This window comes from Pseudoneobacillus rhizolycopersici, assembly GCF_054786815.1.
The window spans coordinates 1-22,349 of sequence record NZ_JBTOOE010000018.1; the positions used below are offsets into that span (position 1 = coordinate 1).

26 protein-coding genes and 3 tRNA genes are annotated in these 22,349 nt (G+C 38.3%); 20 read left to right on the forward strand and 9 right to left on the reverse strand.

What is annotated here, in order from left to right:
• Positions 1 to 62 precede the first annotated feature (62 nt).
• The 9 genes from ACX9YW_RS16335 to phoU all read left to right on the forward strand — a co-directional run bounded on the left by ACX9YW_RS16335 (position 63) and on the right by phoU (position 5,823).
• Positions 63 to 136, forward strand: a tRNA-Cys gene (locus tag ACX9YW_RS16335).
• A 37-nt stretch (positions 137 to 173) separates the two neighbouring features.
• Positions 174 to 259 (forward strand) — tRNA-Leu (locus ACX9YW_RS16340).
• Between the two features lie 25 nt (positions 260 to 284).
• Positions 285 to 365 (forward strand) — tRNA-Leu (locus ACX9YW_RS16345).
• 357 nt (positions 366 to 722) lie between these two features.
• A complete protein-coding gene (locus ACX9YW_RS16350; RefSeq protein WP_460348355.1) occupies positions 723 to 1,355 on the forward strand; it encodes an FMN-dependent NADH-azoreductase in 633 nt (210 codons plus the stop codon).
• 313 nt (positions 1,356 to 1,668) lie between these two features.
• Positions 1,669 to 2,502 (forward strand): phosphate ABC transporter substrate-binding protein, encoded by an 834-nt coding sequence (locus ACX9YW_RS16355; RefSeq protein WP_460348358.1) that lies wholly within the window; start codon positions 1,669 to 1,671, stop codon positions 2,500 to 2,502.
• A gap of 80 nt (positions 2,503 to 2,582) precedes the next feature.
• The gene (pstC, locus tag ACX9YW_RS16360; protein ID WP_460348360.1) at positions 2,583 to 3,485 is read left to right on the forward strand and encodes a phosphate ABC transporter permease subunit PstC; all 903 of its coding nucleotides are present in this window, start codon (positions 2,583 to 2,585) and stop codon (positions 3,483 to 3,485) included.
• 1 nt (position 3,486) lies between these two features.
• Positions 3,487 to 4,311 (forward strand): phosphate ABC transporter permease PstA, encoded by an 825-nt coding sequence (gene pstA, locus ACX9YW_RS16365; protein WP_460348362.1) that lies wholly within the window; start codon positions 3,487 to 3,489, stop codon positions 4,309 to 4,311.
• A gap of 69 nt (positions 4,312 to 4,380) precedes the next feature.
• Entirely contained in the window at positions 4,381 to 5,151 is a 771-nt protein-coding gene (pstB, locus tag ACX9YW_RS16370; protein WP_460348562.1) for a phosphate ABC transporter ATP-binding protein PstB, read from the forward strand.
• Between the two features lie 15 nt (positions 5,152 to 5,166).
• Positions 5,167 to 5,823 carry a phosphate signaling complex protein PhoU gene (gene phoU / locus ACX9YW_RS16375; RefSeq protein WP_460348364.1) on the forward strand — a complete coding sequence of 219 codons (657 nt, stop codon included), beginning with the start codon at positions 5,167 to 5,169 and terminating at the stop codon, positions 5,821 to 5,823.
• Positions 5,824 to 5,902: 79 nt separating this feature from the next.
• Here the strand turns inward: phoU and ACX9YW_RS16380 are convergent, their stop codons facing one another.
• A complete protein-coding gene (locus ACX9YW_RS16380; RefSeq protein WP_460348366.1) occupies positions 5,903 to 6,112 on the reverse strand; it encodes a DUF5342 family protein in 210 nt (69 codons plus the stop codon).
• 34 nt (positions 6,113 to 6,146) lie between these two features.
• The gene (locus ACX9YW_RS16385; RefSeq protein ID WP_460348368.1) at positions 6,147 to 7,103 is read right to left on the reverse strand and encodes an urea transporter; all 957 of its coding nucleotides are present in this window, start codon (positions 7,101 to 7,103) and stop codon (positions 6,147 to 6,149) included.
• Positions 7,104 to 7,258: 155 nt separating this feature from the next.
• Between ACX9YW_RS16385 and ACX9YW_RS16390 the strand changes: the two genes are divergently transcribed.
• The 9 genes from ACX9YW_RS16390 (at position 7,259) to ACX9YW_RS16430 (ending at position 14,549) form a co-directional block, all read left to right on the forward strand.
• The gene (locus tag ACX9YW_RS16390) at positions 7,259 to 7,561 is read left to right on the forward strand and encodes an urease subunit gamma (RefSeq protein ID WP_460348370.1); all 303 of its coding nucleotides are present in this window, start codon (positions 7,259 to 7,261) and stop codon (positions 7,559 to 7,561) included.
• Between the two features lie 65 nt (positions 7,562 to 7,626).
• On the forward strand, positions 7,627 to 7,959 hold the full coding sequence (gene ureB / locus ACX9YW_RS16395; RefSeq protein ID WP_460348372.1) for an urease subunit beta: 333 nt from the start codon (positions 7,627 to 7,629) through the stop codon (positions 7,957 to 7,959).
• The gene (ureC, locus tag ACX9YW_RS16400; protein WP_460348374.1) at positions 7,949 to 9,661 is read left to right on the forward strand and encodes an urease subunit alpha; all 1,713 of its coding nucleotides are present in this window, start codon (positions 7,949 to 7,951) and stop codon (positions 9,659 to 9,661) included. The genes ureB and ureC overlap by 11 nt, the downstream gene beginning before the upstream one ends.
• An 11-nt stretch (positions 9,662 to 9,672) precedes the next feature.
• Positions 9,673 to 10,128: an urease accessory protein UreE gene (ureE, locus tag ACX9YW_RS16405; RefSeq protein WP_460348376.1), complete on the forward strand. Its 456-nt coding sequence runs from the start codon at positions 9,673 to 9,675 to the stop codon at positions 10,126 to 10,128.
• Complete coding sequence (locus tag ACX9YW_RS16410; RefSeq protein WP_460348378.1) at positions 10,121 to 10,807, forward strand: urease accessory protein UreF; 687 nt, start codon at positions 10,121 to 10,123, stop codon at positions 10,805 to 10,807. Before ureE ends, ACX9YW_RS16410 begins: the two co-directional genes overlap by 8 nt.
• A gap of 23 nt (positions 10,808 to 10,830) precedes the next feature.
• Positions 10,831 to 11,442 carry an urease accessory protein UreG gene (ureG, locus tag ACX9YW_RS16415; protein ID WP_460348380.1) on the forward strand — a complete coding sequence of 204 codons (612 nt, stop codon included), beginning with the start codon at positions 10,831 to 10,833 and terminating at the stop codon, positions 11,440 to 11,442.
• A gap of 2 nt (positions 11,443 to 11,444) precedes the next feature.
• Complete coding sequence (locus tag ACX9YW_RS16420) at positions 11,445 to 12,269, forward strand: urease accessory protein UreD (RefSeq protein ID WP_460348382.1); 825 nt, start codon at positions 11,445 to 11,447, stop codon at positions 12,267 to 12,269.
• 123 nt (positions 12,270 to 12,392) lie between these two features.
• Complete coding sequence (locus tag ACX9YW_RS16425) at positions 12,393 to 13,055, forward strand: urease accessory protein UreH domain-containing protein (protein WP_460348384.1); 663 nt, start codon at positions 12,393 to 12,395, stop codon at positions 13,053 to 13,055.
• A 231-nt stretch (positions 13,056 to 13,286) separates the two neighbouring features.
• On the forward strand, positions 13,287 to 14,549 hold the full coding sequence (locus tag ACX9YW_RS16430) for a mechanosensitive ion channel family protein (RefSeq protein ID WP_460348387.1): 1,263 nt from the start codon (positions 13,287 to 13,289) through the stop codon (positions 14,547 to 14,549).
• A gap of 141 nt (positions 14,550 to 14,690) precedes the next feature.
• Here the strand turns inward: ACX9YW_RS16430 and ACX9YW_RS16435 are convergent, their stop codons facing one another.
• The 6 genes from ACX9YW_RS16435 to ACX9YW_RS16460 form a co-directional block, all read right to left on the reverse strand.
• Positions 14,691 to 15,215: a CBO0543 family protein gene (locus ACX9YW_RS16435; RefSeq protein WP_460348389.1), complete on the reverse strand. Its 525-nt coding sequence runs from the start codon at positions 15,213 to 15,215 to the stop codon at positions 14,691 to 14,693.
• A 122-nt stretch (positions 15,216 to 15,337) separates the two neighbouring features.
• Positions 15,338 to 16,663, reverse strand: coding sequence for an ArnT family glycosyltransferase (locus tag ACX9YW_RS16440; RefSeq protein WP_460348391.1), 1,326 nt, complete (start codon positions 16,661 to 16,663; stop codon positions 15,338 to 15,340).
• Positions 16,664 to 16,677: 14 nt separating this feature from the next.
• Positions 16,678 to 17,046, reverse strand: coding sequence for an EamA family transporter (locus ACX9YW_RS16445; protein WP_460348393.1), 369 nt, complete (start codon positions 17,044 to 17,046; stop codon positions 16,678 to 16,680).
• Entirely contained in the window at positions 17,033 to 17,455 is a 423-nt protein-coding gene (locus tag ACX9YW_RS16450; RefSeq protein ID WP_460348395.1) for a DUF2304 domain-containing protein, read from the reverse strand. The genes ACX9YW_RS16445 and ACX9YW_RS16450 overlap by 14 nt, the downstream gene beginning before the upstream one ends.
• Positions 17,425 to 18,114: a glycosyltransferase family 2 protein gene (locus ACX9YW_RS16455; protein ID WP_460348397.1), complete on the reverse strand. Its 690-nt coding sequence runs from the start codon at positions 18,112 to 18,114 to the stop codon at positions 17,425 to 17,427. The genes ACX9YW_RS16450 and ACX9YW_RS16455 overlap by 31 nt, the downstream gene beginning before the upstream one ends.
• 275 nt (positions 18,115 to 18,389) lie before the next feature.
• Entirely contained in the window at positions 18,390 to 19,373 is a 984-nt protein-coding gene (locus tag ACX9YW_RS16460; protein WP_460348400.1) for an NAD(P)-dependent alcohol dehydrogenase, read from the reverse strand.
• A gap of 132 nt (positions 19,374 to 19,505) precedes the next feature.
• Here ACX9YW_RS16460 and ACX9YW_RS16465 point away from each other — a divergent pair, with 132 nt between their 5' ends.
• Positions 19,506 to 20,471, forward strand: a complete 966-nt coding sequence (locus ACX9YW_RS16465; protein WP_460348402.1) for a phosphotransferase enzyme family protein — start codon at positions 19,506 to 19,508, stop codon at positions 20,469 to 20,471.
• 108 nt (positions 20,472 to 20,579) lie between these two features.
• On the opposite strand, the gene ACX9YW_RS16470 is transcribed toward ACX9YW_RS16465, so the two are convergent.
• Positions 20,580 to 21,140 carry a TetR family transcriptional regulator gene (locus ACX9YW_RS16470; RefSeq protein WP_460348404.1) on the reverse strand — a complete coding sequence of 187 codons (561 nt, stop codon included), beginning with the start codon at positions 21,138 to 21,140 and terminating at the stop codon, positions 20,580 to 20,582.
• Positions 21,141 to 21,298: 158 nt separating this feature from the next.
• Here ACX9YW_RS16470 and ACX9YW_RS16475 point away from each other — a divergent pair, with 158 nt between their 5' ends.
• On the forward strand, positions 21,299 to 22,222 hold the full coding sequence (locus tag ACX9YW_RS16475) for a DsbA family protein (RefSeq protein WP_460348406.1): 924 nt from the start codon (positions 21,299 to 21,301) through the stop codon (positions 22,220 to 22,222).
• Positions 22,223 to 22,349: the final 127 nt, after the last annotated feature.

Below are 22,349 nucleotides of genomic sequence, written 5' to 3' on the forward strand. Positions count from 1 at the left end.
ACCACCTTGCCAAGGTGGGGGTCGCGGGTTCGAATCCCGTCTTCCGCTCCAATTAATTTTAAGGCGGCATAGCCAAGTGGTAAGGCATGGGTCTGCAAAACCCTGATCACCGGTTCAAATCCGGTTGCCGCCTCCATTTTTAATAGAATACAAATTGGCAAAAGTTTTATTTTGCCGGGGTGGCGGAACTGGCAGACGCACAGGACTTAAAATCCTGCGGTAGGTGACTACCGTACCGGTTCGATTCCGGTCCTCGGCACTTTAACAAAATTATATCTTATTACGCCGGTGTGGCGGAATTGGCAGACGCGCACGACTCAAAATCGTGTTCCTCTGGAGTGTCGGTTCGACCCCGACCACCGGTATTAACATTGATCGAATTTTGGAAGTAAGGACATATTGTTCTTACTTTTTTTTGTTTTATTTTATTAGGACTTATGTACCGATATTTCAATATTTAAATAAAAGTTACCCTCTTTTCAGTAGATCAACGGAACGTATGTCTTCAAGCTCAGAACCCCCTTCTCATCCAAGGATTAGCAGTTCAAAACAACTAACCCAATCTAATAGAAATCATCTAAAGATTAACAACAAGAATTGATACCTGTTTCTGATTGCGAAATAATTCCAATTTAAACTTTTCGGTTGATGAAAATAATATATTGATATATTATTAATTCGAGATGAATAATTAATAGACATCAAAAGGAGATTACAAATTTATGAATATATTAGTAATAAAAGCAAATAACCGTCCAGCGTCAGATTCAGTGTCTTCTAAAATGTATGAAACTTTCATGAAGAATCTAGAAGGTGTAAATATCACAACATTCGATGTTTTTGCAGAAGATATGCCTTATTTAGGTCAAGATTTATTCACTGCATTTGGTAAAGTAGCATCGGGTGAAGAACTCACAGAAGTAGAACAACGTATTTTAACGGCAAAACAAAAAGCAATGGATGCATTAACAGCAGCAGATGTTGTAGTGGTGGTTTTCCCATTATGGAATCTAACTATTCCAGCTAAATTACAAACTTTTGTTGACTATGTGTATCAAGCTGGGTATTCATTTAAATATGACGAAAATGGTCAAGCAGTTCAGTTAATGACTAACAAAAAAGCGATAATTTTAAGTGCACGTGGTGGCGTTTACTCAACCCCTGAAGCAGCACCGATGGAAATGGCCGCTACCTACATTAAAAATGTTTTTGGTGGCGTATTCGGAATGGAAATCATTCAAGAAGTTATTATTGAAGGTCATGCTGCCATGCCAGATCAAGCAGAAACGATTATAGCGGAAGGTTTAGCAAAAGTAGAAGTTGTGGCAAAAAGTTTATCAGCAGTAACGGTTTAATGACTATATTTAAGCTGTAGGAGTAAAGTCCAAATTTAGACTTTACTCTTTTTTGTATTTATTGGAGATGTATTTTAATAGATAGATAAAGGACATTTCAAACCGGAAACGATTGTCCTATATAGGGTCGATGAAAGACATATTGATCCCAACAAATTGTTTGAATTGCTAATTACGATTCCAATATTTACATATTTTATATTGGCTTTAAAAAATTTACATAACCTTTACAAATGTTTTAAAGAGAATTTACATATAGCGTATATTCTTTACATGGGGAATAGCCAATTAATCATCTTGGAGGTTATAAATCATGTTAAAAAGAATGACGACAATAGGATTATTGGTGCTATTCATAGTGTCCGTGTTATCGGCATGTGCTAATAGTGATAAGCAAGAATCGGCGAATCAAGGATCTAGTCTCATCTCGGTTTCGGGATCCACATCTGTTGGTCCTTTAGCTGAGAAAATTGCGCACAAATATATGGAGAAAAACGATGTGAAAATTGAGATAAATCAAATCGGGTCATCAGCAGGGATAACCAACACAACCACTGGTGTGTCGGAGATTGGGATGTCCTCCCGTGATCTAAAAGATGAAGAAAAGGCAAATGGCTTGCTGGAGACAATTATAGCTTATGATGGAATTGTTGTCGTGACTCATCCAAGTAATAAGGTTAAGAATCTTACGATGAATCAAGTGAAGGATGTTTTTACGGGGAAAGTTACGAACTGGAAAGAGCTTGGTGGAGATGACATGGAAATTGTTGTTGTTTCTAGGGAGGATGGCTCTGGTTCACGAGATGCTTTCCAAGAAATTGTCGGGTACTCATCTGGAGAACTAGTTAGAAGTTCCATTATTGCTAGTGGAAACGGTAATATCAAAACAACTGTCGCTACGAATAAGCATGCTGTAGGTTTTATTTCATTTGAATATATTGATTCCTCTATTTCAACTATCAATATCAATGGAGTGGAGGCTACAGCAGATAATGTTCTGCAACAAAAATATAGCCTATCACGTCCATTTTTGTTTGTGCATAAAGAAGGTCATTTATCTGAGGCGGGGCAGCGCTTTATTGATTACATCTTAGGTCAAGACGGACAGGCCATTGTGGCAGAAACAGGTGCAATTCCAGTTAAATAATTACCTTTTAGAAATACATGTACATGTTCTAACATGAGTGGCAGAAAACATGTGGAAATACTGGCCTGGAGGATAAGATTATGCAGCAACCACTTCCTAGAAAAATAGAAACATCTAATAAAAAGAAGTATTTATTAGAGAAGGTATCATCGAGATTATTTCAGTTTTGCGCTCTTCTTTCAGTTATTAGTTTATTGCTAATCGTTGGATTCGTATTTTACAAAGGTACACTACCATTTCTCGTAGAGGGCTATAGCTTTATTGATTTTATCTTTGGCGTAGATTGGGTACCTAGTGAAGATCAGTTTGGAATTTTCCCAATGATTGTTGCATCGATTTATGCTACGATTGGCGCGCTAGTTATCGGAGTGCCCGTTGGGTTATTTACAGCGATTTTCTTAGCGGAGATTGCTCCAAAAAATGTTGCAAAACTAATTTCTCCAGCTGTACAGCTGTTAGCGGGAATCCCTTCCGTATTATATGGGGTATTTGGTTTAGCGATTATAGTCCCATTTTTACAAAATAATTTAAATTTAGCAAAGGGACAAAGTTTATTAGCCGTAATCCTTGTGCTAGCGATTATGATGCTACCGACGATTGTAACAGTAGCTGAAACAGCAATTCGTGCTGTACCGAAAACGTATCGTGAAGGTTCATTGGCACTAGGAGCTTCGCAAATTGGAACCATCTTTAAGGTTGTTGTCCCGGCGGCCAAGTCGGGAATTATGGCAGCCATCGTACTTGGTTTAGGAAGAGCAATCGGTGAAACGATGGCCGTTATTTTAGTAGCAGGAAACAGCCTCATTACACCGACTAGTCTATTTGATAGTGTGCGTCCATTAACGACCAATATTGCATTAGAAATGGGCTATGCATTTGGAACACATCAAGAAATGCTGTTTGCAACTGGGATTGTATTATTCTCGTTTATTCTTCTATTAAATTTTGTTTTAGCAAAAATAAGCTCGAAGGGTGGTAAGTAAGTTGAGAAAGCTTAAAGATCATTTGCTCCGTGGACTTCTTTGGTTATCGGCTTTCTTAACGATTGCTGTCCTTGTAATCATTGTTGGATTTATTTTTATCAAAGGGTTTCGCCTGATCAACTTTGATTTTATCTTTGGAGATTATTCCCCTAGTGGTGGTGGAGGAATATTACCGATGATCGTGACCACGCTTTATACGATTGTCATTTCATTGTTAATCGCAACACCAATTGGTATTTTTGCCGCCGTGTATTTGCAGGAGTATGCGAAACAAGGACGGTTGGTACGAATAATTCGATTTGCAACAGAGAGCTTGACCGGGATTCCATCCATTATTTACGGATTATTTGGTGCCGTATTCTTTGTGACGACTTTAAAATTAGGCATGTCAATTATAGCTGCTTCCTTAACGTTAACGATTATCGTATTACCTGTCATCATTCGAACAACAGAGGAATCGTTAAAAACAGTCCCAAATACTTATCGCGAGGGCTCGTTGGCATTGGGAACAACTAAGCTGCAAACTTTATATAAAGTCATTTTACCTAGTGCGATGCCGGGTATTTTATCGGGAATTATTCTTTCAATGGGGAGAATTGTCGGTGAATCGGCTGCGATTTTTTTAACAGCAGGAACGGTCGCAGCGATGCCAGAAAGCATTTTCTCGTCAGCTCGAACATTAACGGTTCATTCATTCTTAGTGACACAGGAGGCTGGCGATATTGAACTTGCCTCGGCTGTTGGAATTGTGCTCATTGTAATCATTTTAGTCTTAAACCTTACGGCCATGTTTATCTCGAAAAAATTAAATAAAGCTGACTATTAAGAGGTGTTAATGATGATGATTTCAACTGAGAAGGAATACAATAAATTGCAGAGGGGAAATGTAGCACCAATGAATCAGCAATCTGAAGGTAGAAATATCATTAGTGTAAAGGATCTCAATTTATTTTACGGGGAAAAACAGGCACTTTACTCGGTCTCAATGGATATTAAGGAAAAAGAAGTGACAGCCTTGATCGGTCCTTCAGGGTGTGGTAAATCAACGTTTTTACGTACTTTAAATCGGATGAATGACTTAATTGATGATGTAAAAATTAATGGTGATATTGTAATAGATAGTGAGAATATTTACCAATCAGATGATGTCATAAAATTAAGAACAAAAGTTGGCATGGTGTTTCAAAAGGCGAATCTTTTCCCGATGAGCATTTATGATAATGTGGCGTATGGCCCAAGAATGCAGGGGCTAAAAAATAAAAAAGAGTTAGATAAGATTGTAGAAGAAAGCTTACGTGGAGCGGCGATATGGGATGAAGTTAAGGACCGTTTGAAGACATCTGCGCTAGGCTTATCTGGTGGTCAGCAGCAACGTGTATGTATTGCCCGTGCGATTGCCATGAAACCAGAAATCATATTGATGGATGAGCCTACTTCTGCTCTCGATCCAATCTCTACATTAAAGGTTGAAGAATTGATTGATCACATGAAGAAGGATTTTACGATTGTCATTGTGACCCATAATATGCAGCAGGCAGCTCGTATTTCTGACAAGACCGCTTTTTTCCTTAATGGTGAAATCGTTGAGTATGACGAAACGAGTAAAATCTTTTCGATGCCAACTGACCAGAGAACGGAAGATTATATTACTGGGAGATTTGGATAATTTGGAGGGGATTTCATGGTTGTTCGTGAAAGCTTTGAGAATAATTTAACTGAATTACAAGCAAAAATGACAATGATGGGCGAACTTGCGATTTCCTCTATCGAGAAGGCTTTTGAAGCATATAAGAGCCAAAATATTGAATTATCATTAAAGGTCATTGAAGAAGACAATGATGTCGATAATCTTGAAATTGAAATGAACCAATTTATTGTATGGCTGATGGTAAAAGAACAACCTGTTGCTCGGGACTTGCGGAAAATCATTGGTATCTTAAAGATTTCATCTGAAATTGAACGAATTGCGGATTTTGGCGTAAATATTGCAAAAGCGACAATAAAAATTGGGAATGAACAAACTTCCTTAAATTTGCCAAGTCTCGAAAAGATGAAAGATATTTCGATTACCATGCTACAAAAAGGGTTAAAAGCTTTCCTAGATGGAGATATGGTTCTCGCCAAAGAAGTGGCCGATTTAGATGACAAAGTTGATGAATTAAGTCGTGAAACCTACAAAATCATAACAAGCCATCTCAGTCAGCACCCAACTGAAACCAACCAGTTAGCTCAACTACTATTCATCAATCGCTACCTAGAGCGAACAGCCGACCACATCACCAACATCGCTGAAAGTGCAGCCTATTTAATTAAAGGTCAAATGTATGACTTGAATTAGAAAATTGGTGACAGGCACCGATATCCTATATCATTCCTTAAATGGATGTAATTAGGAGAATGGTGCCTGTCACCTTTTTTTATTGGTCAGCCATTTTTTCGTGGACGTGTGATTCTAGTGCCTGTATATGTTCTTCTTGCAGGGTTTTTTCTGGATGGGGGTTAAACCAGTGTATTTCCCCGTCATGATAAATGCCGTGATAATCTGTTCCTTCCACATTTAGCTTGAATCTGTGGCGTTCATGTGTTTGATCCTCAAACATTTGTGAAACCTCAAAATCTTTAAACATATCGACTCCTCCTAATTGGTTATAACAAGGGCTTTTATAAACTGCCCTTTTGTCCAGGTAATGATTTTTGGGCGGCTATTACTAGCCATGAAGATAGAACAAATGGCATGGTTAACGCTGGTAAACCATAGGGAGTGAGCCAGGTGGAAATGCTTGCTGAAAAAGGAACTGTAAGACATGCGGCAATAATACCCATAATCGCTGGATATCCTCGCTTTTCACGGTTGAATACAACTGAAACAGCCAATACGGCCAATATTGCATTGTAGCCGTATAACCCCTTATAGATTAAAGTATGTTCGGCGCCAAGGATATGCGCGGTTAACAATGCAGTCGCATTCCCTATAATCGCATATATGCCATGCCTTAAACCTGCCAAAAATACTGCTATGAAAAGAAGAACTCCGGATAGTAGGCCGTGAACAAAAAATATTTGCCCGATTCCGTTTAATACTCCTTCTGTCCAATTCACCTTACCACCTACATTTAATGCTAAACTTGATAAATTTTGAGGAAACAAATCTGATGATAACTCAAAAGATTTTAATCGATATGAAGCAAGTAGCAAAAACCAAGTTAGAACAATAAAAGGAAAGGTTAGCACAGGTAGTTCTGATCTCTTCATCATTTTCATCATCCCTGCTGTAAGGATTGCCGCGATAGCAGCTCCCGCTAAGGCAATCCCCCATTTGAAAGGTCCGGTTAAAAACAGACTTAACGCAATCCCCGTTAAAACAGAATTATAACCCAATAGCCCTTGACTGACACTTTGCCGGTTGGCTTTGCCAACATATCCAATAAATGCGCCAATGAATGAAGAAAAGAGGGCGATGATTCCTAATGAAAAAGAGAAAGTTGTGATGGCAACTAGTATGATGAGACCGGAAAAGACATTTTCAATCAACATAACTTGGGAAATTCCTGTTAGAGTGGATCTAAAAAACAGTAGAATTGTTTCCCTCCCCCATAGGTGATGATCATATGTATTCATATTTATATTCTTCCTTTTTTATTATATTAATCCCTTTATGCTCTTAGTGTAGACAAGAAATAAAATTATTATCTGTTTAAATAAGAACAAATTTGGAAAAAATTTTAGTGGTAAATAATACCTGAAAATGAAAAGTGCTTAAGGAGGATATAAGAATGCTGCTTTCACCACGAGAAATAGATAAGCTTCTAATTGTAGTGACTGCCGATCTAGCCAAAAGACGCAGAGAAAGAGGGTTAAAGTTAAATTATCCTGAAGCCGTCGCCCTTATTACTTATGAAGTATTAGAAGGGGCACGGGATGGAAAATCAGTAGCTGAATTAATGGAGTACGGGACCAACATTCTAACAAGTGACGATGTCATGGACGGTATTCCGGAAATGATTGATGATGTGCAAGTGGAGGCTACCTTTCCTGATGGAACGAAACTAGTAACAGTTCATAGCCCGATTAAATAAAAGGAAGTATAAATAGGTGTGTTAAGAAACTATTCACATTGAAAAGATATTTAGGAGGAAGCTTTATGCAACCTGGACAATTATTTTTAAAAGAAGAAGAGATTGTTTGTAATGAGGGTAGAGAAACAGCTGTTCTAAAGGTCACAAATACAGGCGATCGTCCGGTTCAAGTAGGTTCGCACTTTCATTTCTTTGAGGTGAATGAAGCACTAAAGTTTAATCGAAAAGGCGCCTTCGGTAAAAGGTTAAATATTCCCTCCGGAGCTGCGGTTCGGTTTGAACCGGGGGATGAAAAGGAAGTGGAATTAGTCGCCTACGCTGGGGAACGTCGGGTTTATGGCTTTAACAATTTAGTCGACGGATCAGTTGATAGGGGGACACACACCGATGACATTTAGGATGCCAAGAAAACAATATGCGCAAATGTTTGGTCCAACAACAGGGGATTCCATTCGTTTAGCGGATACTGATATTATTATTCAAATTGAGAAGGATTATACGGTTTATGGCGATGAAGTTGTATTCGGCGGTGGAAAGGTCATTCGTGATGGAATGGGTCAACACCCGCTAGCCACACGAGCTGACGGTGCCGCGGATTTAGTGATTACCAATGCAACCATTTTGGATTACACCGGCATTTATAAAGCTGATCTTGGAATCCGTGATGGAAAAATCGCAACGATTGGTAAGGCTGGCAATCCTTTAATCATGGATAAAGTCGATATCATTATCGGGGCTAGTACCGAAATTATTGCAGGTGAAGGGATGATCATAACCGCTGGAGGCATCGATACACACGTTCACTTCATTAATCCGGAACAAATCAGAACGGCCTTAACCTCAGGTGTTACAACTTTGATTGGTGGCGGAACAGGTCCAGCCCAAGGGTCAAAAGCAACGACTGTGACACCTGGGGAATGGCATATCCATAGGATGCTTGAGGCGGCAGAAGGAATGCCGATTAATGTCGGCTTTACCGGCAAAGGACAAGCGGCAAGGGAAGAACCGCTTGCGGAACAGGTCCGTGCGGGTGTGATAGGTTTAAAGGTCCATGAAGATTGGGGTGCAACCCCATCCGCACTTGATTATGCTTTACGAGTAGCGGACAAGTTCGATGTCCAAGTAGCACTTCATGCAGACACATTGAATGAAGGCGGATTTGTGGAGAACACAATGGCTGCGATTAAAGATCGTGTAATTCATATGTACCACACTGAAGGAGCGGGTGGCGGGCATGCCCCCGATCTAATCAAATCAGCAAGTTATATGAATGTATTGCCTTCGTCAACTAATCCCACACTGCCGTTTACCGTGAATACGATTGATGAGCATTTAGATATGTTAATGGTCTGCCATCATTTAAACGCATCGATACCAGAAGATTTAGCTTTTGCTGACTCTCGAATCAGAAAAGAAACGATTGCGGCCGAAGATATTCTGCAGGATATGGGTGTTTTTAGCATGGTCAGCTCTGATTCACAAGCGATGGGCCGAGTGGGTGAGGTTATTTTACGCACATGGCAAGTCGCCGATAAAATGAAAAAACAAAGAGGCATCATGGAGGGAGATCGTGAATTTTCGGATAATAATCGTGCAAAGCGTTATGTCGCTAAATATACGATTAATCCTGCCATCACACATGGTATCTCAGAATATGTTGGTTCCATTGAGGTAGGGAAAATCGCGGATTTGGTTATCTGGAGTCCAGCCTTCTTTGGGGTTAAACCGGAGATGGTTCTAAAAAATGGCTTCGTGGTGGAAAGCTTAATGGGGGATTCCAATGCTTCGATTCCGACACCACAACCGGTCATTTATCGACCAATGTATGGTACTCTCGGGAAAGCTCTATCCAAATCATCGATTACCTTTATTTCTCAGGCAGCCTTTAATGATAAAGTTCATGAAAAGCTTGGCTTAGAAAAAATGATACTTCCAGTTCGCGGGATACGGAAATTAACGAAAAAGGATATGAAACTCAATGCAGAAACACCTGAAATAACCGTTGATCCTCAAACCTATCAAGTAAGAGTGAATGGAACATTAATTGAATGTGAACCTGTATCCCAATTACCAATGGCACAGCGATATTTTTTATTTTGAGGTGAGAAGTGTTGATTGTAGAACAAATAATAACGAATCTTGAAGAATTAGAAAGAGAAGAAATCATCAAACGCCATATTGAAAAGGTCTATCTCGAGAGTTCTGAATTAGTCAAACGAATCCAAAGAGTGACTACTGATCATGGCAAGGAATTGGGGATCCGATTAACGAACCCACGGGACCTAATGGCCGGTGACGTTTTATACATGGATGAGAAAAATATGATTGTTATCGAAGTTCTTTCCGATGATTTACTCGTAATTAAACCGAGAAATATCAATGAGATGGGAAATATCGCTCATCAATTAGGAAATCGTCATCTACCTGCTCAGTTTGAAGGAGATGAAATGCTTGTTCAATACGATTATTTGGTTGAAGAATTATTGCAAGAATTACGAATCCCTTTTAATCGAGAAGAACGGAAAGTTAAACATGCTTTTCGGCATATTGGACATAGCCATGGATAAAGCGATGTTATCGCTAATCCAATTATGCGATTCCAACTTTCCTACCGGAGCATTTAGCCATTCGTACGGACTTGAGACATATATCCAGGAGGAGAAAGTCCGAGATGAAAAAACTTTTACTCAATGGCTGAACATTTATCTTCATGAACAACTTATTTATTCAGACGGATTAGCCTCTCGGCTGGCCTACGAGGCACTTGAAAAAAATGAATTTATGAAGGTTTGGAGAATTGACCGATTGTTGACAATGCAAAATTTGCCGCGCGAAACTCGTGAGGGAACGCAAAGAGTGGGGGAGCGGATGGTAAAGTTAGTGTCTACGCTATTTGAGACTCCTATTGTTCATGAATACAAGAAACGAATAGAAGCTAAACAATCATTCGGGCACCCGGCACTTGTATTTACGTTCATCGGACATCATTTAGGTCTCCCGGTCTCCAACACAATCCTGTATTATTTATATTCTGCAATATCCACCCTTGTCCAGAATGGAGTGCGGGCTATACCATTAGGGCAGACGGCAGGGCAAAGAATTCTACATGATTTTCAAACTGAGTTAATAGCAGCTGTTGAAAAAATTGGCCGATTGGATGAAGAGTATTTCGGGATTGTATCACCTGGATTGGAATTATCCCAAATGCAGCATGAACGGGTTAATATTCGAATCTTCATGTCGTAATCTCAAGCAAAGGAAGTGTATGTATGGAGCCAATTAAAATCGGGGTAGGTGGCCCTGTTGGTGCTGGAAAAACAATGTTAGTCGAAAAATTAACACGCCATTTAGACGGAGAAGTCAGTATGGCTGTTGTAACAAACGATATTTATACAAAGGAAGATGCAAAATTTTTAATTCAAAATGGAGTTCTTCCTGCTGATCGTATCATTGGGGTAGAAACGGGCGGCTGCCCACATACAGCCATCCGTGAAGATGCATCAATGAATTTTGCAGCCATTGATGAATTAAAGTCATCCCATCCGGATGTTGAACTTATTTTCGTGGAAAGTGGCGGTGATAACCTAGCCGCAACCTTCAGCCCTGAGCTTGTTGATTTTTCTATTTATATCATTGATGTTGCTCAAGGGGAAAAAATCCCGCGTAAAGGTGGTCAAGGGATGATTAAGTCAGACTTATTTATTATTAATAAAACAGATCTCGCTCCTTATGTCGGTGCAAGCTTAGATGTAATGGAAGCAGATACAAAGGTATTCCGCAGAGACAAACCGTTTGTGTTTACTAATTTAAAAAATAATGATGGCCTTAATGATGTGATTGATTGGCTCAAACAAAATGCCCTTTTAAAAGGGTTGGCCTAACGATGGAAGACTGGACAGGTGTTTTATATTTAGAGGCTGAGAAACGAAAGGGAAAAACAATAGCCAAAAATGTCTATTTTCATGGCGCGTTTAAAGTAATGCGTCCGATTTACCATGATCAAAGCGGGCAGCCTTGTTATTATATCTTGAATCCGGGCGGAGGCTACTTAGATGGTGATCGCTATCGCTTGAAAATTACCCTAGATAAAGAGGCGCAAATGACCTTAACTACCCAATCAGCAACAAAGGTATATAAAACACCAACTGGATATGCCTATCAAGAAATGGAAATTTATTTAGGAGCGGGCAGTTATCTCGAATATCTTCCGGACCCGCTTATTGCTTATCGGGATGCGAGATATAAGCAAAAAAATGTGATCAATATGGAGAAAGGAGCAGTCCTACTTTATACAGATATTATCACTCCAGGATGGTCTCCGGACGGGGAGCGTTTTAGCTATAGTCAGCTCCAATTACTTAATGAAATTTACCTGGATGATGAATTAGTCGCTTTCGATCACATTAATTTGCAGCCAGCGAACCGAAAAATGAATTCAATTGGATTGCTCGAAGGATTTTCTCACATTGGTTCGTTGATAGTCATTGGTGAAAAAACTAGCCCAGAATTACTAGATCGAATATATGACTCGTTACCGACAACGAAACAGGATTATAAAATCGGTCTTTCGCAATTGCCTGTTCCGGGCTTTACGATAAGAATCCTAGCCAATTCCACCCAATTAATAGAAAGTATTATTTTGAAATGCCATCAACTCATTAATGAAGAGTGGTTTCAGAAAAAGCCAAGCTTTCTTAGAAAATATTAATAAGTAAGTACCCTCGACAGGCTCGAGGGGTTTTTTTGTCCCAAAAAGAAATTAAAAAGGAAGATTATTTTCTTAAGCTTGAACATATTATCATATAAAACGAAAGATTATGGGGAGGACTTTATGGAACTTACGATTATTTCAGTATTGGCATTGGGCTTTATTTTAGGAATAAAGCATGCCATCGAACCAGATCATGTGATTGCTGTGTCAACAATTGCTAGTCAAAGTAAAAAGCTTTGGAACGCCTCTCTTGCCGGAATATTTTGGGGGATAGGTCATACACTAACTCTTTTTATTATTGGCCTTATTTTAATTTTCCTTAAGAATGAAATAACTAGTACATGGTCAATGTCTTTGGAATTTCTAGTAGGGATTATGTTGGTTTATTTAGGAATAGTCAGTATTCGTTCGTATAGAAAACATCACACAGAAGAAGAGCATCAAGATCATCACCGAGGAGTTATAAAACAAACCTTTCTAAAATCATTACTAATCGGTTTCATCCATGGATTGGCAGGAAGTGCTGCCATGGTATTGTTAACTATGAGCACAGTTTCTACTATTTGGGAGGGGGCCTTGTATATTCTTATCTTCGGCTTAGGGACTGTAACGGGTATGCTCCTTTTTACGACCATAATTGGCTTACCGTTTGTCTTGAGTACAAAAAAAGCAAAAATGAATCAATCGCTCAAATTAGTTGCCGGAGTTATTAGCACGGGTTTTGGTGTTTATTATATGTATAACCTTGGTGTGACAGAGGGGTTATTTTGGCTCTGGTTGTAATGAGATCATTCAGACGTAATTCTCAAAACTCACCATGTTCGGAAGTGAGCTAACATAAAATGAAATAGAACACCCTAAAATGTTGTTATGCCAATGTTTTTGGGTGTTTTTTGTTAGTCTAGGAAATAATAGAATGGATTATGGTGGAGACCCCGAGCCACCCCTGCCCATTATGATTTTGTTATAATGGATAGAAACTTGTTTAATTAATACCTACGATGGAGGGGAAACATGGAGCTTATTAAAAAACAACTTTTAGAATTTGAAATGGATCTTACCTTAGTTAATTATCTCTCAACTATAATTATGCTACTTTTTATAGCCCTGCTCTGTTTTGTGGCTAATTTTATCACGAAAAAGGTATTCATCCGGATTATCACCCGGATTGTGAACAGGACGAAATTTCAGTGGGATAATATGCTGATGGAGCGTCAGGTTTTCCGCAAACTTTCTCATATCGTACCGGCACTTATCATTTATTACTTTGCATCAACGTTCCCAGGCAACAAGCACCTGATTGAAAAAGCGGCGATTGCCTATATCATAATTGTTGGACTAGCCGTAATCAATAGTATATTAAATGCGCTAAACGATATTTATCAAACCTATGAAATATCGAAGCTTAAGCCGATTAAAGGGTATATCCAAGTTGCTAAAATTATTGCCATCACGCTGGGGATTATTTTAGTAATTGCAAACATGATGGGGAAAAATCCGCTCCTACTACTTAGTGGGATTGGGGCGCTCTCCGCTGTCTTTTTGTTAGTTTTTAAAGATTCGTTATTAGGACTTGTCGCCGGGATTCAGTTGACGGCCAATGATATGGTTCGCGTTGGTGATTGGATTGAAATGCCAAAATATGAAGCGGATGGAGACATCATCGACATCTCCTTAAATACAGTAAAAGTACAAAATTGGGATAAGACCATTACCATGATTCCAAGTTATGCCTTGATTTCTGACTCGTTTAAAAACTGGCGTGGAATGCAAACCTCTGGTGGTCGCCGGATTAAGCGTCCCTTATTTATCGATACGAATAGCATTTCGTTCTGTACCGAGGAAATGATTTCAAAGTTTAAAAGTATCCACTACCTATCGGACTACATCACCAGAAGGGAAAGAGAAATCGCCGAATTTAACAACGAAAATAATGTTAACAGGAGCAATCCTGTCAACGGACGTGCGCTTACCAATATCGGTGTTTTTCGGGCCTATATTAGCAATTATTTGCAAAATCATCCTGGGATTAATCAGGAAATGACCTTAATGGTTCGCCAGCTGGCACCGACTGAACACGGGTTGCCACTAGAAATCTATGCCTTTACTAACGACATTCGATGGGCTGTGTACGAAACGGTTCAATCAGACATCTTTGACCATCTATTTGCTGTCGCATCAGAGTTTGACTTACGTTTATTCCAGAATCCATCTGGGTATGATTTCAAAAGAATGACGGATGAAACGGAAAGCAGGGAATTGGTTAGGGAGATGTAATTACTTGGTAAAATAAAGCCTTTCGCCATTTACATTTATTCTGGTGAAGGCTTTATTTTAATGGAAAGAATCACGATTTTCCAAGGGAAAAAGTGATTGGTGACTTCAGGCTACTTTTAACTAAAGAACATTCAATCACGATTATTTCAGAGGTACTTTAAAATACCAAACCATAAATACAACACATAAAGCCGAAAGAGCATATGTAAGTAGAGGTCTTGTAAAATGAAGGCGAATCATATAATACATGGTACTATAAAATAAAGGTTCCATCCAAAATTTATATCCGTGTTTCAAAAATAAACGATCAAACAGGACAAAAGGAATCTCAATCACTACTGAACCTATGACCCAATAGGCTATATATCGTATCTGATGGGTTCTTTTCTTTAAGAATGGATAATTAGTAAGAAATAGTAGAGTGACAGATGGGAGGATAATAAATGAGTAAAATAATTCAACGATATAATGTTTCTTTGGCAAAAAATCTGGATTATGCTCCCATAATAAATAGTCTTGACATAAAAGGTTATAAAGAAAATTACAAATCATTACATAAGCAATGGTGAGGGCATACTTTTGCCAATTTCTCCAATCACCTTTCCAATATACACAACAAAGTAGAGATATTGTTAATACTAGGTGCATATAAATCCCCTTTGACATCCGCCTTGATTACTCTATTTTTTGATAGATCTCAATTCCACTCTGCTTCATCTACTGAATTGCTTACGTTTATTGTATTAGCTATTACTATTACCTACTTTCTCGACAGCTTGCTGTATTATTTATTCTTTTAAATAAGCAGAAATCTTCTCTCTTTGAAATTTTTTTAATAATAAAGGAAGAAGAATGTCTAATATCAACTGCAAAATGAGATAAACAGCCGAAGAAATCACCAGAAATAAGATAAACATGAATGGTTGATTATAGCGATCGAAGGCATAATAGATAGAATTTAATATGGTATTGTAGACAATGAAACCTAGTAAGAATTCAAATTCCTTCCCAATTTTCCTCATAAATAGGACTGCCAAGAGTGATAAAATGGCAATGTCGACAATACGATTATGTATTTTATCCATAAAAATCTTCGTGACACTGTATATTTCAACCCGATAAAATTGGCCATCCCATTGTAGTTTTGGCTTTGTAATCAAGTAGGTGCGCAAAAACGATTCTTTATCTTTTACCCACCACATTCGCATTCTATCTTTAGCAATTTCAGCTTCAACTTTAAGCTTTTCGTAGGCATTGGAAACTTCAGGATGCTGACGTTTGATCCGATTAACCGTTTCTGCATAGGGATCACCTATATAAGCACCATCACCTTGATAGGTTCCCATCAATAATGGATCTCCGGCACCGCCGGTAAGCGGAATAAATTCGTTGTAGTGAAGATAATTTCGTATCCACCATGGTCCTAACACCATTAGAAGTAAAATAAGGGCAACGCCAAACTGCTTCACTGCCAAATGGAATGGGTATTTTTTACGAATGAAGTAGATTAACAGCAAAATCGGAAACAAGGCAATCGTCGCTTTAAAAAATAATGCACCAAGATAGGACGCCATTAGCAAATAAAAATGACTCCACTTATGCTCATTTGCCAAACGAATGGAATAATAAATCATGACTAACAAACAAAACATAAACGGCGTTTCTGTTAAAAAAAGATTATCTGTTAATATTTGCGGCAAAAAACCAGCAAGCATGATCGATGTAAGCAATCCAATAAATGAGTTTCCTATATATTTGGAAATTAAATAAACTAAATAGACATTGGCGACTCCGAGGATGATAAAAATAAGTTTTCCTGCCACTACTCCGGTCATCCCGGTACCAAACACGAGAAATATTCCTGCAAGCAAAAAGGGCTGTCCAGGCATAATGTGAACAGTTGGGGTATCATTTGGGACATGGTAGGTCAACATTCCCTTTTCCATTAAAGCTATTGCACTGCGAACATACCCTGCATCATCGCTATTAATGCTGAGATCCCAGCCATAATAAAGGAATATTCCAATACGCAAAACGAAAGCCAGCACTAAAATAGCACCGATTAAGCTATTTTCTCTTTTTTCAAGCACTCTAATTAATCTGTTTAAAAACATATCTAACATCCCATCTAAAATTTTGGAGATATTCCTACAAATGAAACCCCTATCATGATGAACAGAACACCAGTCACCTTCAAGACAGATAAGGATTCTTGAAAAATAAAATAGGCACCGAACACAGCAAACACATATGCGAGGCTTTGAATCGGATAGGCAATGCTAAGTGGTACCCTCGTTAAAATGAAAAGCCATAAGACCGTAGCCAATCCATATATGACAATTCCTGAAAAGATGAAAGGCGAGAAAAATATCGGCCATAATTCAGAAAGCCCTTTAAAACCGTCGGGTTTCTGCATCAGGCCAAATTTCCATAAAAATTGGCCGGATACTAATACCAATGTGTTTAGTAAAATTAGAAAAAAGTTAAAAAGACTCATTCTTACTTCCCTTCTCCATTTTTTGTTTCATTTCTTCTAGCTCTTTTGAAAGAAACGAAAGCTCTTGAGTTAATTGCTTAATCTTTGATTGCTGTTTGGATGTGTTGATCGTTTGATAAATGAGTAAGTTCAAAACGACTAAAAACGCAATTGTGAACACAAGCGAGGGCATATAAGAGATACCAAGCCGGCTCGCCAGCGAATTGATAAAGGGTAGCAGCATAGAAATCAAAAGACTAACGATGGCTAACATCAGCCAAAGGAATGCTTGCTGATCTTGTAATTTATTTGTTTTTGTAAAATAAAGGACCTGAATAAAAAAAAGAAACGCGATGAACAACACAATAATCTGAACGATTTCTCTCGAATCTCCTTTCCTTAGAAGATGGACCGAATTACAGAAAGACACGAAACCTTGATCATATAGTAGACCGATCGAAGAGGCGTAATGGATGATTTTCCGCCTTGTCTCTGATTCATTTCCACTTTGATTTCCTTAATTTTATAATTTTTCCTAACTAGATGAACCAGCACTTCGACCTCTGGATAATCTGTTGGATAATAGTTAACAAATTCCTTCAGAACGTTCCGATTAATAATCCGATAGCCCGATGTTGGATCGGTTACCTTTTTTTTCGTAAGGAGCCGAATCATATAATAAAAGTAGGAAATACCAAACCTTCGGATGTAACTGCCCCTGTAGCCCGTTCTCTCTACAAAACGGGAACCAATCACCATGTCTAGGTTATTTTCCGTAATTTCCCGAACGAGGTTATCTAAATCTGCGGGATTATGCTGGCCGTCTGCGTCTAACTGAATCGCATAATCATATCCTTTGCGCCAAGCATATTTATAACCAGTCTGCATCGCTCCACCTATTCCTAAGTTAACTGGTAAATGGATATGATTGATGTTGTTTTCCTGCAAAATTTCTAATGTTTGATCGACTGAACCATCATTAATGACGACAAAATCAAAAGTAGTCGTGCGTTTAATTTTATTTACCGTAGATAATATGTTAGTCTCCTCGTTGTAAGCGGGAATAATAATTAAGATACGATTGTTCATACTAAAACCCCCTATATATTTCAACTCGATAGGAAGAGATTTCTATTTTCAGCTTCCAAATAAGGACCTCTCTTTACAAGTTTTTCCTACTTACTCTTTTTTATAAGTGAAAGTAGTGAAAATAGGGAAATATGGCCAGATTAGTATTGTTTTAATGTGGAGGTTAGGGAAGAAATTGACATTGAAAACAAAAAAAGGAACCGATGTCTGGTTCCGTCAATCGATGTTCAGTTCCTGAACTTATGTCCGAATTCTGCCAAACATCCCCGTATTATTTAAACAGTTATTACAACCTTACCTTGGGCATGCCCCTCACCAAAATATCGAAATGCTTCTGGTATCTCATCCAGATTATAGTATCGATCAATTACTGGTTTTACTTTACCCGTTTCAATCAGTTCTTTTACAAAAATTAAGTCCTGTTGATTTGCCCTTTGGAGAAAGCTACTGATTTTTTTATCCCCGGTCATTGAATGCCATGGTCCGAGAAACATGGATTCGGCTAGTTGAACCCCAGAGCCACCAACGTGTACAAATGTTCCACCTGGTTTAAGTGCCCGCTTATAAACCGAAAGCGGCTGATACCCGTTTGTTCCGAGAATTAAATCATATTGTTCATTTTTCTTTGAAAAATCTTCTGTTTTATAATCAATAACATGGTCAGCGCCAATCAACCGAGCGGAATCTACATTTCTAGTACTGCAAACGGCCGACACCTGAGCCTCGAAAGCTTTAGCAATCTGGACAGCAAAAGTGCCGACACCACCTGACGCTCCGTAAATCAATACCTTTTTTCCTGGTTGTATCTTTCCTTTATCTCGAAGACTCTGCAGAGCAGTGACGGCTGCCATCGGAACAGCAGCGGCTTCTTCTAAGGAAATGTTAGCTGGCTTGTGTACTAATGCATTTTCGGGTACGGCAACATATTCGGCAAAACCACCCCAGCCACACCCGGAAAGTTCGGCAAACACCTCATCACCTGGCTTAAAATGAGTAACCTTATTTCCAACATCCTCAACACGTCCTGAGATATCCCCTCCCGGAATGGCATATTTCGGTTTTAGAAGACCAAAGGCGAACCGTGCTAAAAATGGCTCACCTTTTAAAAGGACTAAATTACCATAATTGAGTGATGCGGCATGGATTTTGACCAAAACTTGATTTTCCTTCGGAATCGGTTTTTCAACATCTCTTAATTCTAGTAATTCCGGCGATCCATATTTCTGACAGACGATTGCTTTAATAAAAATCCCCCACAATTCCTGTGATTTTTGGTAAAACCATACAATAATAACTATTCTTTTAATACGAATGTATTCGGGATAGATTCATCTATACAGGGAGAATGGTAAAATGATAAGAAAAGATTCATAAAAAGAATGGAGGATATTATGTGGAATTTAGAGGTAAAACATTCGCTTTTCACCAATCATACAATTGAGCTTCTATTGAAATCATACGATATAGGGAAAAATGTTAGGTGTTCGTTCTTAACAAGAGGATTAAATGATACATATTTAGTGGAAACGGAAACTAACCAATACATTTTTCGAATTTATCGCAAAGATTGGAGAAATCAATCGGATATTTTGTTTGAAATGGATGCTATTAATCACGCAGCAGAAAATGGTGTGGCTGTATCAAAGCCGTTAATGAGAAAAGATGGCCAGTGGATCACTGAGATTCATGCATCTGAAGGTACTCGATATGGAGTATTGTTTTATTTTTCAAAAGGGGAAAGGCCAGAAATTAATACGGATAATTGTTATATTATTGGAAAAACTTTAGCCGCTTTGCACACGGCAACAGATTCCTTTCATTCGTCACATAATAGAAACTTTGAATTGAACATTAACCATTTATTAGATGAGCCCTCAGACTTAATAATATCTTTCCTACGTAAACTTGGAAGTAATAAAGAAGAAGCATTCAAAAAAGTTACTACAAAATTAAAGAGCCAATTCGCTGTGAGCAGTCATCTTGAGTATAGTTTTTGCCATGGTGATTTTCATAATTTTAATATGCATCTAGCTGACCAAAGTCTTGAAGTTTTCGATTTTGATTGTTGTGGTGTTGGCTACCGAGCCTATGATGTTGCTGTATTTTTGTGGAATTTAAAACAAAATTATTCTAGCTTAGAACAACCTTGTTGGGATGCTTTTATGAACGGATATCTAAGCAATAGGAATATGAGTGATGATAGCATCAAAGATGTCATGAGGTTTGTCACATTGAGGCGGATTTGGTTTTTGGGTATCTTACTAAAAAATGATGATGTTTGGGGAACTGTTTGGGTCAATCAGAATAACTTTAATCATTTTATCTCTCAACTAGAGCGGGATGGAGAGAACAATTAAAGACTAGTTGTCCCATCTAGCAAACCGATGGGACAAGTCGAAGGAGCAGGATTAATTTGTAATGGACAAGCCACAAACTTATTGACCTGCAACTATTTATTACCGTAGCTATCTTTTCATATTAATCCCGTCGATAAGATATGGAATGGCCGATTTAATAAATTCTTCTGGCGGCTGGTTGCTGTTATTTCGCCATTCTACGGAAGCTCCGTAAATTCCCCAGCTTAGCATGACAGCTGCAATTTTAAGAGAATGGTCCTCTTTTTTTGAATGTCTCTTTAGCAACATTTTATAAAATATGACTTCTAATTGTTCTCTAATGATTCGAGCAATCGTGTCTTCGTACCCCCGATGACATCGAGTGGATAAGGATTTTTGAAAACTAGTAATGGCTAAGAAAATACTCACAAGTGATTCTTCTAGCCTTTCTTCTTTTTCAAAAATGTCTCCATTTAAACTAATCAACAGCACTTCAGACAATGCTTTTTCCAACAGGTCATATTTATCTTGAAAGTGATAATAAAAAGTAGCTCGATTTACCATGGCTTCGGTTGTAATATCCTTAATGGTAATATCCTTAAATTCCTTTTTTCCCGATAGTTCTATAAAAGACTCCATAATTAATTTACGAGTACGAAGGATTCGGGGGTCTAATTTTGTCTGGTCCATTTGATTTCCCTCCTACTTTTTAGACAATTTTTCATAAGTGTTGTATATACGATAGATCTAGCTTTCTATTGGTGTGTATGATTTTCATTATGTACTAGTATAAAAATGTAAGCAAATAATCAGATTCTAAATATTACCAAGAAGGAGAGTTAGATAACATGAGTAAAAATAATATGATTTGTGATTTGGAAACGGGTGTTTGTGGGGTAGCTGATGAGGGGGAAATAGAGGTAATTGATTTTAATCAACCGCAAAAAACGATTGATCTTTACTATGTGACGGATCCAATTTGTTCACATTGCTGGGCATTGGAACCTACGCTTCGACGCTTTAAAGAGGAATATGGGCATTACTTCAATTTCCGACCAGTAATGGGAGGGTTGCTCGAAAAATGGGGTAACGATCCTGTAGACCCTGCGAACGGTATCGCTGCACCAAAAGACGTCGCTGGTCATTGGAGAGAAGTAGGGGAGTATTCACGCATGCCCATTGACGGTTCACTGATGCTGGACAATCCGGTACAATCATCGTATCCTCCTTCACGCGTGTTTAAGATTATTCAAAAAAATCATCATCATGAAATAGCCTATGAATTTTTACGCAGAGCAAGAGAAGAGCTATTTGCGTTTAATCGAAATATTGGAGAGAAATCGGTTATGATTGATATCGTCAATAGGTTGGGGCTTGATGGGGCGGCAATCGTTGATGAAGCGGAAGGTGACATCGGTAAACAATTATTAAACGAAGATTTTGCGCTTACCAGAAGTCTTGGAGTACGAGGTTTTCCAACAATTGTACTTGTTAATGAAGAAAATAAAGGGGTGAAAATTGTTGGCAGTCGTCCACTGGAATATTACATTGATGGACTAAGAAGAGTCTTAAATGAGTCAGATCCACAACCGAGACCGCTACCATCCCTTTCACAGATTATCGAAAAAGAAAAACTACTATTTTCAAAAGAAATCGAAATCCTATACGACCTAAACCAAACCGAAATCAACACATACGTTAAAAGCGAATTAAAATTAGGCACCTATGAAACTAAACAACTTCTAGGAGAAGATTATTTTGTGAGTAAATAATTGACGGTGCCTGTCACCAATCTCCTAATATAAGGAAACTTGTTATTGACAATGAAATAAATTTGTAATATTATTATCTCGAATTCAAAATAATTGAATTCGAGATTTTATTTTGTAATTAATCTGA